The following is a 13,863-nucleotide window of genomic DNA, read 5'->3' on the forward strand; positions in this document are numbered from 1 at the left end:
GGAGGGTTCATGCAGATCAGATTTACCGGGTGCAATGCACTCGTTGCCAGTTCGCGCCTGGTGGCGGTTCTATCGCTTCTTACTTTGCCGCTCATGGCCAATGCCGTGGTGGTGCAATACGACCTGTCGTTTCAGACCACTGGTCAGAGCATGTGGGCGAATGGCGAATCGACCCGGATCAATCAGACAACCTTTCTCGGTGCGTCCTGGGAAGATGCAACCAACAGAGCCGGGGTAATCGTCGGCGACAACGATACTACCGTGCCCAATCCGTTGCGGGCCGCATACGATGTGGCATTCGCCGGTTGCCGGGCGGCTGGTTTTTCCTCTAATGCCTGTATCAACGGGCAGTCCGCGCGCGCCCCGGTCCCTGCCCTGGGCAGCAGGCCGTCGGTACGATCCTGCGGGACTTTCGCGGTCGGCTGTCAGGCTGCCAGATTGGGAGATCTGAGTCGACGTGCGGCCTACGACGTGGCTTTCGCTGCCTGTGACGCGGCGTTTCCTGCAAGTGTCTGCCGTAACGGGCAATCGGCGCAGGTGCCTTTTGTCGCGCTCGGTACCGCGCCGCCATCGACCCTGGACATCGACACCCGTACCGGTGCGGAAATCGTTGCTACCTCCGACGGGCGTGTTGGGCTCGAACTCGGCGTGGAGATCGACAGCGGTTCAGTCGATGCCACAGTCTCCTACGCAGCCACTCTCGACATCCCGGATGATCTGACTGTTCTCGATAGAACCCAGGCCATCAGCTTCAATACCAACAGCGCGCTGGCCGGCGTCAACACCCTGGATACCGTCTTTCCGACCATGGCTCTGTCGGTGGACGCAATCATGGAGCTGTCTGGCAGTGTGACCGGTGAAGCCTGCCTCATTGGCCCTGGCTGCACATCAGGTGGTACCTCATTCAACATCGCCGAGCGGGCACCCATCGTCTCGTTCAACGAGGATGGTGAAGGCGGCATCCTGCTGCTCGGACAATCTCCTTCGGATTTCGGCCTGGCGGCGGAAGCGGACGGCTTCCCCTTTTCACTGGATGTCGCGGGGCTGGCCGAAGTCACCCTGCATCTCCCCGCTCCAAATGCGACCGGTGGTTTGAACACCGCTACTCAGACACTGCAGGCGTCCGGCCAGGACGACCTCATCGACCTCATCCTCGATATCGACAACATCGTGGCGACCTCCGCGGGTGTTCCCGGCCTGTTCGGCAGCAGCGCCAGCTTCGGACCTGTCTCCCTCGGTTTCGACATCATCAACGTGGCAATGGGCCCGACTATTGATCTTGCCCAGGACTTTGAGCTGGATCCGACGCTGTTCGTGTCGATGTTTTTTGATGAGGCGGTAATGGTTGCCGGCGAGCTGGTCACGAATGTCACCTCTGCCTGGGATCTCCTGCCGGACATCACTTTCGTTTCGGATGCTACGACTGTCACACCGACGTTCTTCCTCCAGTCAACACTGCTGAATCAGACGTTCCTGGATTTCGATCTGCAGTTTATCGTCGATCTTCTCCAGGTGAATTACGACGCGGGTCTCCTGGGCTCCGACAGCTTCGGTATCGGAAATATTCTCGATCAGGCGGTGGACCTGTTCGCGTCACCTGCTTTCATTTCGAGTCTGTTCGATCTTGGCGGATTCAATCTGCAGATCGGAGAAAGCTTCATTATCGACTTCCTGACCGGCGCAACTCTGCCATCCTCCTCGATCGCGATGAGTGCGATCAATCCGATCCTGGATCTTCCGGACACGGCCTCTGTTCCTGAGCCCGGGACCTGGGTGCTGCTCCTTTCCGGTCTGCTTGGACTGTTGCTGGCGCATCGCCGACGGCAGGAGAGCGGGCGTGCTGGAGGGGCCTTTCTACCGGTGGCATGATGCGGTGGTGCTCGAAAGCCCGACGCGATGATTCGGGCTTTCGGCAAAACTGGTCGGCTGACGTTGTCGTCAGCCGACACTCGGCCTGCTGACTTATCGGGTTCAGTCCGATCACCTCTACGCAGGCCTGATTCAATCAGACGACGGAATCGATACATCATGAAAGCTCTGACCGCCACGCTGGTGTTGTGGATCTTCGCGACGCTACCTGCCCAGGCCTCCGACAGAAATGGTGAATTTGCGCTGAAAGGCGCGGGTTTTCTGCCCTGTCAGGTTTTTGTGCTGGAACGGGAGAAACAGTCAACCATCTACTACATGATCGGCGGATGGCTGGAAGGTTTTCTGTCTGCGCACAATCAGTACATGGATCAGACGTACGATGTAACCTCTTTTGAAACGCTTGAACTGCTGCTGGGCGTGATCCTGAATCACTGTCAGTCGAACCCCAACGACCGTCTCTACACCGTGTTCAATTCCATCCTGCTCAAGCTGCAGCCAGACCGAATTGTTCTGGACTCTCCGAAGGTGGAAATCGCGGAGGGTGACCGGAAAACCCAGTTGTACCGGGAAACCATCCGCCGCATGCAGGAGAAACTCGCCGCACGGGGACTCTTCAAGGAGGCAGCAGATGGGCGATTCACAGATGCCACCCGCTCGGCGATCATCGCATTTCAGTCAGACATCGAATTCGAAACTACCGGATTTCCCGATCAGACAACGCTCTGGCGTCTGTTCAGAGACTGATTACATACTCCGATCAGCCTTTGACGCACTCGCCGCACGCGAGGGTCCGCTTGAGCAGGTGCCCGCAGCCTTTGTTTTCGAGCATTCAGGCCGAGTCGCGCCAGCTTTCCGGGATACTGCAGCGGCCTAGAACACCTCCTCCGGACTCAACTCGAAGCGATCGATCAGTTCCCGCCGCACCCGCTCATACATGTGGGGATCCTCGGCGCGCAGCACTTCGAGTTCCTCTTTCACTTCATCGCCAAGCCCCTGCTTGATCACGATCTCCACCCGTCGATTGCGTGCACGACCGGCGGGGGTTTCATTGGAAACCAGCGGGCGGGTGTCTGCATAACCGGCAATCGAGAAACGGCTCTCTGCCAGTCTGCCATCGGAAAACAGGCCATGAGCGACACTCACTGCCCGCCCACTTGAGAGTTCCCAGTTCGAACGGAAGCGGGAGGTGGCGATCGGCTGACTGTCGGTATGACCCTCCACCACGATCAGCCCGTCCGTTTCCTTCAGCACATCCTGAATGATGCGCAATACCGGTTTGAAATCCGCGGTGAGCGAAGCCGAGCCGGACTCGAAGCTGCCGTGTTCCTTCACCCGCACGATGATATTGCGGCCGCGGGTCTCGACCTCGAGCACCCCAGCGGCGATTTCCTTTGCCAGAGCCGTGGCGAGATCAATGGCATCCTGCTCGGTCTCACCCACCAGGTCCTTGACCTTGTCCACCACGATCATCTTCTGGGCATCGCCGCTTTCGCCGGTATTGCTGGCCCCCAGATCCTGACAGGCGACATCCAGGCTGTTTTTCGACTGATCGGTGGTCTTCTGCCAGATTTCGTTGAGCGGTGTGGGATCGGGTTTACCCGGAGAAAACTCCTGGGCAATGATGCTGGTGCCTTTCGGAATGTCATCCGCGCGCATCTGCGCCTGCACACCGAAGGCCTGCTTCATCGAGCCGGCCAGGCGCTTGAATTTCAGCACGTCCATCTCCGAGAAAGACAGCAGCAGCACGAAGAAACACATGAGCAGCGACATGAGGTCGGCAAAGGTCATGATCCACCCGCCGCCGCCACCCTTGGCTTCGCCGGAACTGAATTCGTCGTCGTCGTCTGACGCCTGGCTGGTGGCCACTAGTCGTCCTCGGCCCGCTGCGACTCCGGCAGGTAGGCTTTAAGCATGGAATCGATCACCCGGGGATTCTGGCCACCCTGGATCGCCATGAGGGCATCAATGATCATGGATTTCACGCGCCCCTCTTCCTCCCGTCGCAGGCCGAGCTTGTCGGCGATGGGCAGGGCAAACATGTTGGCGAACATCGCACCATAAAGCGTCGTCAGCAGCGCCACGGACATGGCAGGGCCGATGGACTTGGGGTCATCCATGTTCGCCAGCATCGCCACGAGGCCCACCAGGGTACCGATCATGCCCATGGCCGGCCCCACATCGCCCATAGCCGTGAAGATCTTCGCGCCCACTTCATGGCGCTGCAGAGTCTGATGCAGATCCTTCTTCATGAGGGTACGCACCACCTCGCCGTCGTGCCCGTCCACCAGCAGCTGGATGCCCTTCGAAAGAAAGTTACTTGATACTTCCTTGCCTTCCAGAGACAGCAGTCCGCCTTTACGCGCGGAGTCCGCCAGGCCGACCACTTCTTCGATGATCTGCTCGGGCTTTGGCAACTTGAAGCTGAAGGCCTTGACCGCCACCTTCACAGCGCCAAGAAATTGACCCAGGCTGAATTTCATCAGCACCACAAACAGGGTGCCGACAAAAACGATCAACAGCGACGGTACGTTGATGAACATCATCGCCCCGCCACCTAACACCATGGATCCGATCACCACCGCAAAAGCGCCGATCAGTCCCACCAGGGTCGCCAGATCCATCTACCGCTTCCTTAAGGCCTGGTTATCACCTCAAGTCTAGTCAGGATTTCTCCAATTGCCGGTATCCCCTGGCGGCGGGGCGCAGGATTCCCCGGACCCCGGCAATCTTCACCTGGCTTGCCAGCGGGGAGGCGGCCGGTTACCGTTCCGGCCATGCCACGTAAATCCACCACTTCGACAGACCCGCAGCCTGCGGCAACGCCCGCGGAATTCGCCGATCTGGATTTCGAAGCAGCCCTGGCCGAGCTCGAAACCCTGGTCACCAGCATGGAGAGTGGCGAACTCGGCCTGGAGGCTTCTCTGAAGGCCTTCGAGCGGGGCGTGGCACTCACCCGGCACTGCCAGAGCGCGCTGAAAAACGCCGAGCTGAAAGTCAAAGTCCTCACCGAAGCGAACACACTCGAAGACCTGGACGTCGACACGCTCGATGACGCCTGAGCTCAAGTCCTTCAAGGACACTATAGAAGACGCCCTCACTCACCACCTGCCCGTGCACTCGAGTATTGCCCAGGTGCTGGTGGATGCCATGCGCTACGCGAGCCTTTCCGGCGGTAAACGCATCCGGCCGCTGCTGGTCTGCGCCACCTGCACCGGACTCGGCGGTCGCCTCGAAGATGCCCTGGCCCCCGCCTGCGCGGTCGAATTCGTGCACGCTTACTCCCTGCTGCACGACGATCTGCCCGCCATGGACGACGACGATCTGCGCCACGGCCTGCCCAGCGGACACATCAAGTACGGTGAGGCCAATGCCATCCTCGCCGGAGACGCCCTGCACACCCTGGCTTTCCAGACCCTGGCCAATGCACCCAGTTCGCGCACCGATGTGCGTCTCACCGCTATTCAGATTCTCTCGGAGGCTTCCGGCTGGCAGGGGATGGTAGGCGGTCAGGTATTCGACCTTCAGTCCGAGCGGAAGAAACTCGGTCTCACTGAACTGCAGGCCCTGCACGCCGCAAAAACCGGCGCGCTGATTCAGGCTTCAGTGCAGATCGGCGCGCTCTTCGGCAACGCCAGGCTCGATCCGGAAACCTATGTGCTGCTCACCGAATTTTCAAAACGCATCGGGCTGGCATTTCAGATCGTGGATGACGTGCTCGATGTCACCGAATCCACCGAGACCCTGGGAAAACCCGCAGGATCAGACCAGAAGGCGAAAAAGAGTACCTACACCTCGCTGCTGGGGGTCGATCAGGCGCGCAGTCAGGCAAAAGATCTGCTCGATGAAGCCAGGAAGCTGCTCAAGCGCGCTCATCTGAAAAACGATCTTCTTCAGGAACTCGCCGAGCTGATCGTGTCGCGAACCTACTGACACCTCGAACTGAACCGGGGATTGATCAGTACTTCTGGATCAGGGTCATGAGCCCTGCATTTTCTTCAATCGAGACCTGACGCAGAAACGTCATACCCAGCAGAATGTCGACGGGGTACATACCCGTGATCACGGCAGCCTGTACATTGTGGGCTGTGATGCCGGCCACAGAGACTTCATCGAGAATCACCATGTGGGATTCGGCGGTACCCTGAGCGGTCTGTATTTCACCTTTCTTTCCCCGTCGATAGTCGATACCCAGGCGCACAGCCTCATCCGAACTGAGTGCAACGACCGAGGCTCCGGTATCCACCAGCAGATTCACATACTGACCGTTGATGGTTCCGCGTACCCGATACTGACCGAGTTCGTCCGGTGGTATCGACACGCGCTGTTTTTCAGCGGCGGTGAACGAACCGGCAACCCGGGTACTGAGGGTCAGGGTCTGCCGCTTACCCTCGTAGGACACCACCGCCTTGTGCGCGTCCGCAGAGATCAGCTTCACCCCTTCCGGTGATGTCTGGCCGACCTTGAGAATGCGGTCGGCGCCTGAGACTTTCAGAACCGCCTGGTTCCGGAACAGGCCGGTGACTTCGATACTCGGCGATGCCACTGCAAATTCACCGATACAGGCGAGCAGGCAGGCGGCAATCAGTAACACAAAGGGGGAGACGGTGGCTGTCTGCTGTGATGACCGCATGGCGTTCCTGCGCTGGTGTCGAAGGTCAATACCGTGGTCAGTGTAACGAAAGCGGATCGATTCAGAAGTTTGCGATCAGCCAGAGTGTGATCAGCAGCACAGAAAGACCCATGAGGCCGGCCACCACGTCGTCCAGCATCACGCCCAGAGCCCCTGAGACTGTCCTTTCCACGGTGCGGATCGGCCAGGGTTTCCAGATATCGAAAAGACGGAACAGGCCGAATCCGCCCGCCAGGTACAGCAGCAACCGGGTACCGGCAGCTTCAGGAGCGGCCATTCCGATTCCGATCAGCACAATCCACTGCCCGGCGACTTCGTCGATCACCAGCGCGCCATCATCGATCACCTTGTGGATCCGCTGCACGCGGGCAATCAGCAGTGTGCCTGCGACGAACACGACCGCGACAGCGGCAAGCTGCACCGGCAGCGGGCTGCCCAGGAAAAACAACCACCACAGCAGCACTGCCAGCAGACTGCCCCAGGTGCCGGGGGCACGCGGCAGAAATCCACTGCCCAGTCCACAGGCGAGCAGCACCGCGGGATCTCCGGCGAGACGCCAGTTGAGTCCGGATGGTTGATTCACGCCGAGCTATCCAAAATGGCGGTATCCGCGCTGACCTGTTTCCTTGCCATCCACACGCACACCAGCGCCCGGAACAATGGTTCCGATGCGGTGTACAGAGAAACCAAGTGCGGGAATCGTAGCAGGGGCGGTGAACAGCAGTTCGTAATCGTCACCACCGGTGAGTGCCTGCTCCAGGGTCGCCCCCGCACAGACCGGCACCAGAGTGCTGTCCAGCTCTGCGCCAACAGCGCTCGCACGGCACAAGTGACCGAGATCCTGCAACAGGCCATCGGACACATCTATGGCGCTGTGCGCGACACCTCGCAGTGCCATACCAGCGCCCAGTCTCGCCTCGGGCTGGAAGTAGCGCGACGCAAGTTTATCCAGCGAAGCTGAGCCGTTGTATTTCTCAAGACCACCCCGGCCAAGCGCAGCTGCAGCGCCACCGAGTTCGCCGGAGACATAGATGTGGTCACCGGCCCGGGCACCAGCGCGCCTGAGCAGCATCGCCTCCGGGCAGAAGCCATTGACACTGACCGTGATGTTCAGCGGCCCTCGCGCGATATTACCGCCCGGCAGTTTGACGCCTGCGCTTTCCGCAGCGCGTCGCATACCCCGGGCGAGACCGCGCACCCAGTCGACATCCCCATCAGACAGCGTCAGCGCGACCAGAACCTGCGCCGGGCTGGCGCCCATTGCGGCAAGGTCTGAGAGACTGACCATCAGCGCGCGGTATCCAACCAGTTCCGGATCCGCTGCCGCCGGGAAATGCACGCCGGCGACCAGGGCATCGATTGATGAAACCAGCACTTCACCCGGTGGAGGACGCAACACAGAGGCATCGTCTCCGGGACCGAGAATCACATCGTCACCGCTGCTCACCGCGCCCAGTTCGGCGACGATCTGATCGATCAGCTCAAACTCGTCCACCCGCCGTCACCTCCGCCGCCCGCTGGGAGCGTGCGATCCGGTCCAGCACTCCGTTGACGAACTTGTGGCCGTCTTCGGCGCCGAAGATCTTCGCCAGCTCAACGTATTCGTCGATCACCGCGCGATAAGGCACATCCGGACGGGATTTCATTTCAAAGGTACCAAGCCGCAGAATGGCGCGCTCCACACAGTCGAGCTGTTGAATGGATCGATCCAGAATCGGTGCCAGCAGCTCGTCGAGTTCGGCAGTACGCAACACTACACCGCGCAGCACATCCTTGAAGAACTCCTTGTCAGCCTTATTCAGCGCTTCACCCGCAGCGAACTCTGCCTCGAGGTCGGCTGTTTCCGCTTCCGACATCTGCCACTGATACACGGCCTGCACCAGCGCCCGGCGTGCGCGCCGGCGCGCCCATCTGTTCGAGCTCACTGTCGGGTGCCCAAGGTTGTTCTCTTTTCAGTTGTTAAAGGTGGCTCAGTCGTGCCCGGCTGGCCGAAGCCGCAGACGCAGGTCAGCGCCGATCTGAGTGCAGTCGGCGATTGTAGCCCCAATCGCCTCTGCCATGCGCGTGAAGGGGAGTGCGGCAAGGGATCGGGCGTCGCTGCCGAGCAGCCGGGGCGCCTGATAGAGCAGCAGTTCGTCCCAGAGTCCGGACGCCAGAAATGCGCCGATCAGCTTCGGTCCGGCTTCAACCAGCACTTCATTGCACTGGCGCTGTGCGAGCAGTTCGAGCAGCGCGGGCAGACTTACCCCGGTGCCGTCGTCGCCCGCCGGCAATTGAATGACTTCCGCAGAACCCACCACAGTGACCGGCACCGCGCGCACCAGGAGCGCGGGTGCAGTGCCGGTAAGTCCGGCATCTGCTGCACCGCTGGTGAGGGCCCGGTCTGCCTTGATCTGACCGCGGCCGTCACACACCACCCGCAACGGCTGACGGATGCGGCCTGCAACTGCGAGTGCGGAATCCCGGACGGTAAGCCGGGGATCATCCACCAGCACGGTGCCGGATCCTGTGATCACCGCGCAGCTGCGGGCGCGCCAGCGCTGCACGTCGGCGCGGGCCTGTGCGCCAGTGATCCACTGACTCTCACCACTTGCCATGGCTGTGCGCCCGTCCAGCGACGCCGCCACCTTCAGACGCACGAAGGGTCGCTGCCGGGTGATCCGGCTCACATAGCCTGCGATGAGTTCCTGCGCTGCGGGCAACTCAGCCACATCGACACGGATACCGGCGGTGCGCAGTTCGGCAAAACCAGCACCTGCCACCTTCGGATGGGGATCGGTCATCGCCGCCACTACCCGAGCCACACCCGCATGAATGAGCGCACGGCTGCAGGGCGGTGTACGGCCTTCGAAGGCGCAGGGTTCGAGGCTGACAAAGGCGGTGGCGCCGCGGGCCACCTGATCCGGCGCGGCAGCGCCACCTCGAGTCAGAGCACTGGCGCGGGCGTCCGCCAGTGCGTTGACTTCCGCGTGGCCTTCGCCAGCGCGCACATGCCAGCCGCGACCGAGCACAACACCGTCACGCACCAGCAGACAACCCACAGCGGGATTCGGCGAAACAGAGTTGATCCCACGCTGCGCCAGCTCGATGGCGGCAGCGAGGAAGAGATGGTCGGATTCAGTCAGCATCGCCGCCGGCCGCTTTGGTCAGCTTGCGGATCTCATCCTGGAATTCGCTCACATCCTGGAAGTCCCGGTACACGGAGGCAAAGCGCACGTAGGCCACACCGTCGATCTTGCGCAGTTCTTCCATGACCGTTTCACCCACCACCCGGGACGCCAGTTCCCGCTCGCCGCTGGAGCGCAGCCGGTGCTTGATGTGATTCAGGGCAGACTCGATCTGCTCGATACTGACCGGCCGCTTCTCCAGTGCCCGCTGCAGACCGCGGCGCAGCTTGTCTTCGTCGAAGGGCTCCCGGGTGCCGTCGCTCTTGACGATGCGCGGCATCACCAGCTCGGCAAGCTCGAAGGTAGTGAAGCGTTCGCCACAGGTCAGGCATTCCCGCCGCCGGCGCACCGAGTCGCCTTCGGCGACCAGCCGGGAATCGATCACCTTGGTGTCATCAGCGCCGCAGAAAGGACAGTGCACTTTGGCCAGCCTCAGGCTGTGCTGGAGGCATAGACGGGGAAGCGCGCGCACAGCTCCTGCACACGCTTGCGCACCGTGCCGATCATGTTGTCGTTGCTGATGTCATCCAGCACATCGCACATCCAGCCGGTGAGGGTCTCGCACTCGGCTTCCCTGAAGCCCCGTGTGGTGGCAGCGGGGGTACCGATGCGCAGCCCGCTGGTCACGAAAGGTGAGCGGGGATCATTGGGCACAGCGTTCTTGTTTACGGTGATGTTGGCCCGACCGAGAGCCGCGTCCGCATCTTTGCCGGTAATGTCCTTGTTGATCAGATCAAGCAGGAACAGGTGATTGTCTGTGCCACCCGAGACCACCTTATAGCCCCGCGCCTGAAACACTTCGGCCATGGTCCGGGCGTTGCGCAGCACCTGCTGCTGATAGGTTTTGAATTCGGGTGTGGCTGCTTCCTTGAAGCAGACGGCCTTCGCTGCGATCACATGCATCAGCGGCCCGCCCTGGGAGCCGGGGAACAGCGCGGAGTTGAGTTTCTTTTCGATCTCCGGATTGGCCTTGGCCAGGATCACGCCACCCCGCGGACCGCGCAGGGTCTTATGGGTGGTCGAGGTGGTCACATCGGCAATCTGCACCGGATTCGGATACAGGCCCGCGGCCACCAGGCCGGCCACATGGGCCATGTCGACCACCAGATAGGCGCCAACCGAGTCCGCGATATCACGGAACTTCTGCCAGTCCAGCTTGCGGGAATAGGCGGAGAAACCGCCGATCAGCATCTTCGGCTTGTGCTTCACGGCCAGCCGCGCCATCTCGTCGTAATCGATCTGACCGGTATCGTTATCGAGCCCGTACTGCACCGCGTTGTAGGTCTTGCCGGAAAAATTCGGGGCCGCGCCGTGGGTGAGGTGGCCGCCGGCGTCCAGACTCATGCCGAGTATGGTGTCGCCCGGTTCGAGCAGTGCCAGATAGACGGCGGCGTTCGCCTGGGAACCGGAATGGGGCTGCACATTGGCATAATCGGCGCCAAACAGGGCTTTAACCCGTTCGATGGCCAGCACCTCCACCTGATCGACGTATTCACAACCGCCGTAATAGCGCTTGTGCGGATAGCCTTCGGCATATTTGTTGGTCAGCACCGTGCCCTGGGCCTCGAGAATCCGGGGGCTTGCGTAGTTTTCCGAAGCGATCAGCTCGATGTGCTCTTCCTGGCGGCGTCGCTCCTCGCGGATTGCGGCGGCAATGTCATCGTCGAAGCCCGCGATGGTGTCGGCGTCTGTGAACATGGGTATCTCGTGGTATCCGGGAAGCGGGGCATTTTAGCCTACCTGGGGTGGGGCCGAACGGATTTCAGTTCAACTGGTGGCTGAGTGGGATCAATAGTCGGTGGACCAGCACCCCAACGCCCCCCGCATTCTAAGACTTTGGTACCTGTTATGGATATTCGTAGGTTGGAGGAGCCGGGGCCCTTTCGGGAGACGCTACAAGCACATCCCTGTGCGCTCGGCTGCCGGCTGTTCGCTGTGCGAACAGCTAAGCAATACGCCGAAGGCGTATTGCCGCCATCCCTGGCGGCAGACGCTCCCGAAAGCACCCCGGCTCCTCCAACCTGCACTCGCCAACCAAGGTTCAATTCAAGGGGTCGCGGCAACGTCGTTCTCAAGCTTCCCGGCACTGATACGCACCCACTCCACACCGTTGCTGGTGGTCGGTGGTCGGTGGTCGGTGGTCGGTGGTCGGTGGAGATGCTTGCATCCGACAACTCCATATCGCTGCCTTTTTTCCGCTGGCAACCCCTCGACGCGCGGCTTCTGCGGCCAACTTCGCCTGACGCTCTCTGCAACTGACACCTGGAAGTACGGGCGACGTTCATCCGGAACCTTGGATTGGAGGTCAAGCGACTGGCGTGAGGGGGGGGGTGGAAGGGACGTCTGCCGCCAGGGACGGCGGCAGCCGAGCGCACAGGGACGTGCTCGTAGCGTCCCCTGCCACCACCCCCCTCACACCAGACGCCTGAAAACCACCAATCCCGGGTTCCCGCATTGAACGCCGCCCCACATTTCGGTAGCGTGCGTGCCCTCCTCCCAATCAACCGAAGTACACCGTGGCCCAATACGTCTACACCATGCAGGGTGTTTCCAAGATCGTCCCGCCGAAGCGGGTGATTCTCGAGAACATCTCCCTTTCCTTTTTCCCCGGCGCCAAGATCGGCGTGCTGGGGCTCAACGGGTCGGGAAAGTCCAGTCTGCTGCGGATCATGGCCGGGGTGGATACCGAATTCGAAGGCGAGGCCCGCCCTCAGAAAGGCATCCGGGTCGGCTATCTGGCCCAGGAGCCCCAGCTGGACGAGACGCTGACCGTGCGGGGCAATGTCGAGCTGGGTGTCAGCGACACCATGGATCTGCTCAACGAGTACAACGCCATCGCCGAGAAATTCGCCGAGCCGATGGAAGAGGAGGAGATGAACGCCCTGCTCGAGCGGCAGGGGGATCTGCAGACAAAAATCGACGGCGTGAACGGCTGGGAGATCGACAGGACCCTGGAGATCGCCGCCGACGCGCTGCGGCTGCCGCCCTGGGAAGCGGAAGTCAGCAAGCTCTCCGGCGGGGAGAAACGCCGGGTGGCTCTGTGTCAGCTGCTACTGTCGAACCCGGACATGCTGCTGCTGGACGAGCCCACCAACCACCTGGACGCGGAATCCGTCGCCTGGCTGGAGCGCTTCCTGGCGGAGTATCCGGGCACCGTGGTGGCGGTCACCCACGACCGTTACTTTCTGGATAACGTGGCCGGCTGGATTCTGGAGCTCGACCGCGGCCGCGGCATTCCCTTCGAAGGCAATTACAGTGCCTGGCTGGAATCCAAGGAAAAGCGGCTCGAGCACGAGCAGTCCTCGGAGAAAGCCCGACAGCGGGCGATCAAGTCTGAACTCGAGTGGGTGCGCTCGAATCCGAAAGCGCGTCAGGCCAAGAGCAAGTCGCGCATGCAGCGCTTCGAGGAACTGATGTCGAAAGAGACCCAGTCCCGCAACGAGACCGCCGAACTGTACATCCCGCCCGGTGAGCGCCTGGGTGAAAAGGTGATCGATGCCAATCATGTCAGCAAAGGCTTTGGCGACCGGCTGCTGATCGACGACATGACCTGCAGCCTGCCCCAGGGAGCCATCGTGGGCATCATCGGCGGCAACGGCGCGGGCAAATCGACCTTCTTTCGCATGGTCACCGGTCAGGAAAAACCGGACAGCGGCAGCATCGATCTCGGAGAAACCGTGGATCTGGCCTACGTTGACCAGAGCCGCGACTCGCTGGACGGCTCGAAAACCGTCTGGGAAGAGATCTCGGATGGCCAGGACATCATCCGCATCGGCAAATACGAGATCGCCTCCCGGGGCTATGTCTCCCGCTTCAACTTCAAAGGCGCCGACCAGCAGAAGCGGGTGGGCGACCTGTCCGGTGGCGAGCGCAACCGGGTGCATCTGGCCAAACTGCTGCGGCGCGGGGCCAACGTTCTGCTGCTGGACGAACCCACCAATGATCTCGACGTGGAAACCCTCCGGGCGCTGGAAGAAGCGCTGCTGAACTTCCCGGGCACAGTGCTGGTGATCTCCCACGACCGCTGGTTCCTGGATCGGATCGCCACCCACATTCTCGCCTTCGAAGGGGATTCTCATGTGGAGTGGTTCGCCGGTAACTTCAGTGACTACGAGGCGGATCACAGGAAGCGTCTGGCCGAATCCGGCGGCGACTCGACCCCGCACCGGATGAGATACAAGCCGCTGGTGCGCTGAA

General features: G+C 61.3%; 14 protein-coding genes. 5 read left to right on the forward strand and 9 right to left on the reverse strand.

Annotation, left to right across the window (positions count from 1 at the left end):
• Positions 1–9: 9 nt before the first annotated feature.
• Together R3E82_21840 and R3E82_21845 are read left to right on the forward strand one after the other, a co-directional pair.
• Positions 10–1,869 carry a PEP-CTERM sorting domain-containing protein gene (locus R3E82_21840; GenBank protein MEZ5553538.1) on the forward strand — a complete coding sequence of 620 codons (1,860 nt, stop codon included), beginning with the start codon at positions 10–12 and terminating at the stop codon, positions 1,867–1,869.
• A 159-nt stretch (positions 1,870–2,028) separates the two neighbouring features.
• Positions 2,029–2,613, forward strand: coding sequence for a peptidoglycan-binding domain-containing protein (locus tag R3E82_21845; GenBank protein ID MEZ5553539.1), 585 nt, complete (start codon positions 2,029–2,031; stop codon positions 2,611–2,613).
• Between the two features lie 126 nt (positions 2,614–2,739).
• On the opposite strand, the gene R3E82_21850 is transcribed toward R3E82_21845, so the two are convergent.
• Positions 2,740–3,735, reverse strand: coding sequence for a flagellar motor protein MotB (locus R3E82_21850; protein MEZ5553540.1), 996 nt, complete (start codon positions 3,733–3,735; stop codon positions 2,740–2,742).
• Positions 3,735–4,490, reverse strand: coding sequence for a flagellar motor protein PomA (pomA, locus tag R3E82_21855; protein MEZ5553541.1), 756 nt, complete (start codon positions 4,488–4,490; stop codon positions 3,735–3,737). The genes R3E82_21850 and pomA overlap by 1 nt, the downstream gene beginning before the upstream one ends.
• A 153-nt stretch (positions 4,491–4,643) precedes the next feature.
• Here pomA and R3E82_21860 point away from each other — a divergent pair, with 153 nt between their 5' ends.
• Positions 4,644–4,928 carry an exodeoxyribonuclease VII small subunit gene (locus tag R3E82_21860; protein MEZ5553542.1) on the forward strand — a complete coding sequence of 95 codons (285 nt, stop codon included), beginning with the start codon at positions 4,644–4,646 and terminating at the stop codon, positions 4,926–4,928.
• The gene (locus R3E82_21865; GenBank protein MEZ5553543.1) at positions 4,918–5,799 is read left to right on the forward strand and encodes a polyprenyl synthetase family protein; all 882 of its coding nucleotides are present in this window, start codon (positions 4,918–4,920) and stop codon (positions 5,797–5,799) included. Before R3E82_21860 ends, R3E82_21865 begins: the two co-directional genes overlap by 11 nt.
• 25 nt (positions 5,800–5,824) lie before the next feature.
• Here the strand turns inward: R3E82_21865 and R3E82_21870 are convergent, their stop codons facing one another.
• The 7 genes from R3E82_21870 to glyA form a co-directional block, all read right to left on the reverse strand.
• Complete coding sequence (locus tag R3E82_21870) at positions 5,825–6,499, reverse strand: TIGR02281 family clan AA aspartic protease (GenBank protein ID MEZ5553544.1); 675 nt, start codon at positions 6,497–6,499, stop codon at positions 5,825–5,827.
• Positions 6,500–6,560: 61 nt separating this feature from the next.
• Positions 6,561–7,082 (reverse strand): phosphatidylglycerophosphatase A, encoded by a 522-nt coding sequence (locus tag R3E82_21875; GenBank protein MEZ5553545.1) that lies wholly within the window; start codon positions 7,080–7,082, stop codon positions 6,561–6,563.
• A gap of 6 nt (positions 7,083–7,088) precedes the next feature.
• Positions 7,089–7,994, reverse strand: a complete 906-nt coding sequence (gene thiL / locus R3E82_21880; GenBank protein MEZ5553546.1) for a thiamine-phosphate kinase — start codon at positions 7,992–7,994, stop codon at positions 7,089–7,091.
• The gene (gene nusB, locus R3E82_21885) at positions 7,981–8,424 is read right to left on the reverse strand and encodes a transcription antitermination factor NusB (GenBank protein MEZ5553547.1); all 444 of its coding nucleotides are present in this window, start codon (positions 8,422–8,424) and stop codon (positions 7,981–7,983) included. The genes thiL and nusB overlap by 14 nt, the downstream gene beginning before the upstream one ends.
• Before the next feature lie 45 nt (positions 8,425–8,469).
• Positions 8,470–9,627: a bifunctional diaminohydroxyphosphoribosylaminopyrimidine deaminase/5-amino-6-(5-phosphoribosylamino)uracil reductase RibD gene (ribD, locus tag R3E82_21890; GenBank protein ID MEZ5553548.1), complete on the reverse strand. Its 1,158-nt coding sequence runs from the start codon at positions 9,625–9,627 to the stop codon at positions 8,470–8,472.
• On the reverse strand, positions 9,617–10,087 hold the full coding sequence (nrdR, locus tag R3E82_21895) for a transcriptional regulator NrdR (GenBank protein ID MEZ5553549.1): 471 nt from the start codon (positions 10,085–10,087) through the stop codon (positions 9,617–9,619). Before nrdR ends, ribD begins: the two co-directional genes overlap by 11 nt.
• An 11-nt stretch (positions 10,088–10,098) precedes the next feature.
• Positions 10,099–11,364, reverse strand: coding sequence for a serine hydroxymethyltransferase (gene glyA / locus R3E82_21900; protein ID MEZ5553550.1), 1,266 nt, complete (start codon positions 11,362–11,364; stop codon positions 10,099–10,101).
• An 818-nt stretch (positions 11,365–12,182) separates the two neighbouring features.
• Here glyA and ettA point away from each other — a divergent pair.
• A complete protein-coding gene (gene ettA, locus R3E82_21905; protein MEZ5553551.1) occupies positions 12,183–13,862 on the forward strand; it encodes an energy-dependent translational throttle protein EttA in 1,680 nt (559 codons plus the stop codon).
• Position 13,863 lies beyond the last annotated feature (1 nt).

It is taken from the genome of Pseudomonadales bacterium (assembly GCA_041395945.1).
Taxonomy (GTDB): domain Bacteria; phylum Pseudomonadota; class Gammaproteobacteria; order Pseudomonadales; family Azotimanducaceae; genus SZUA-309.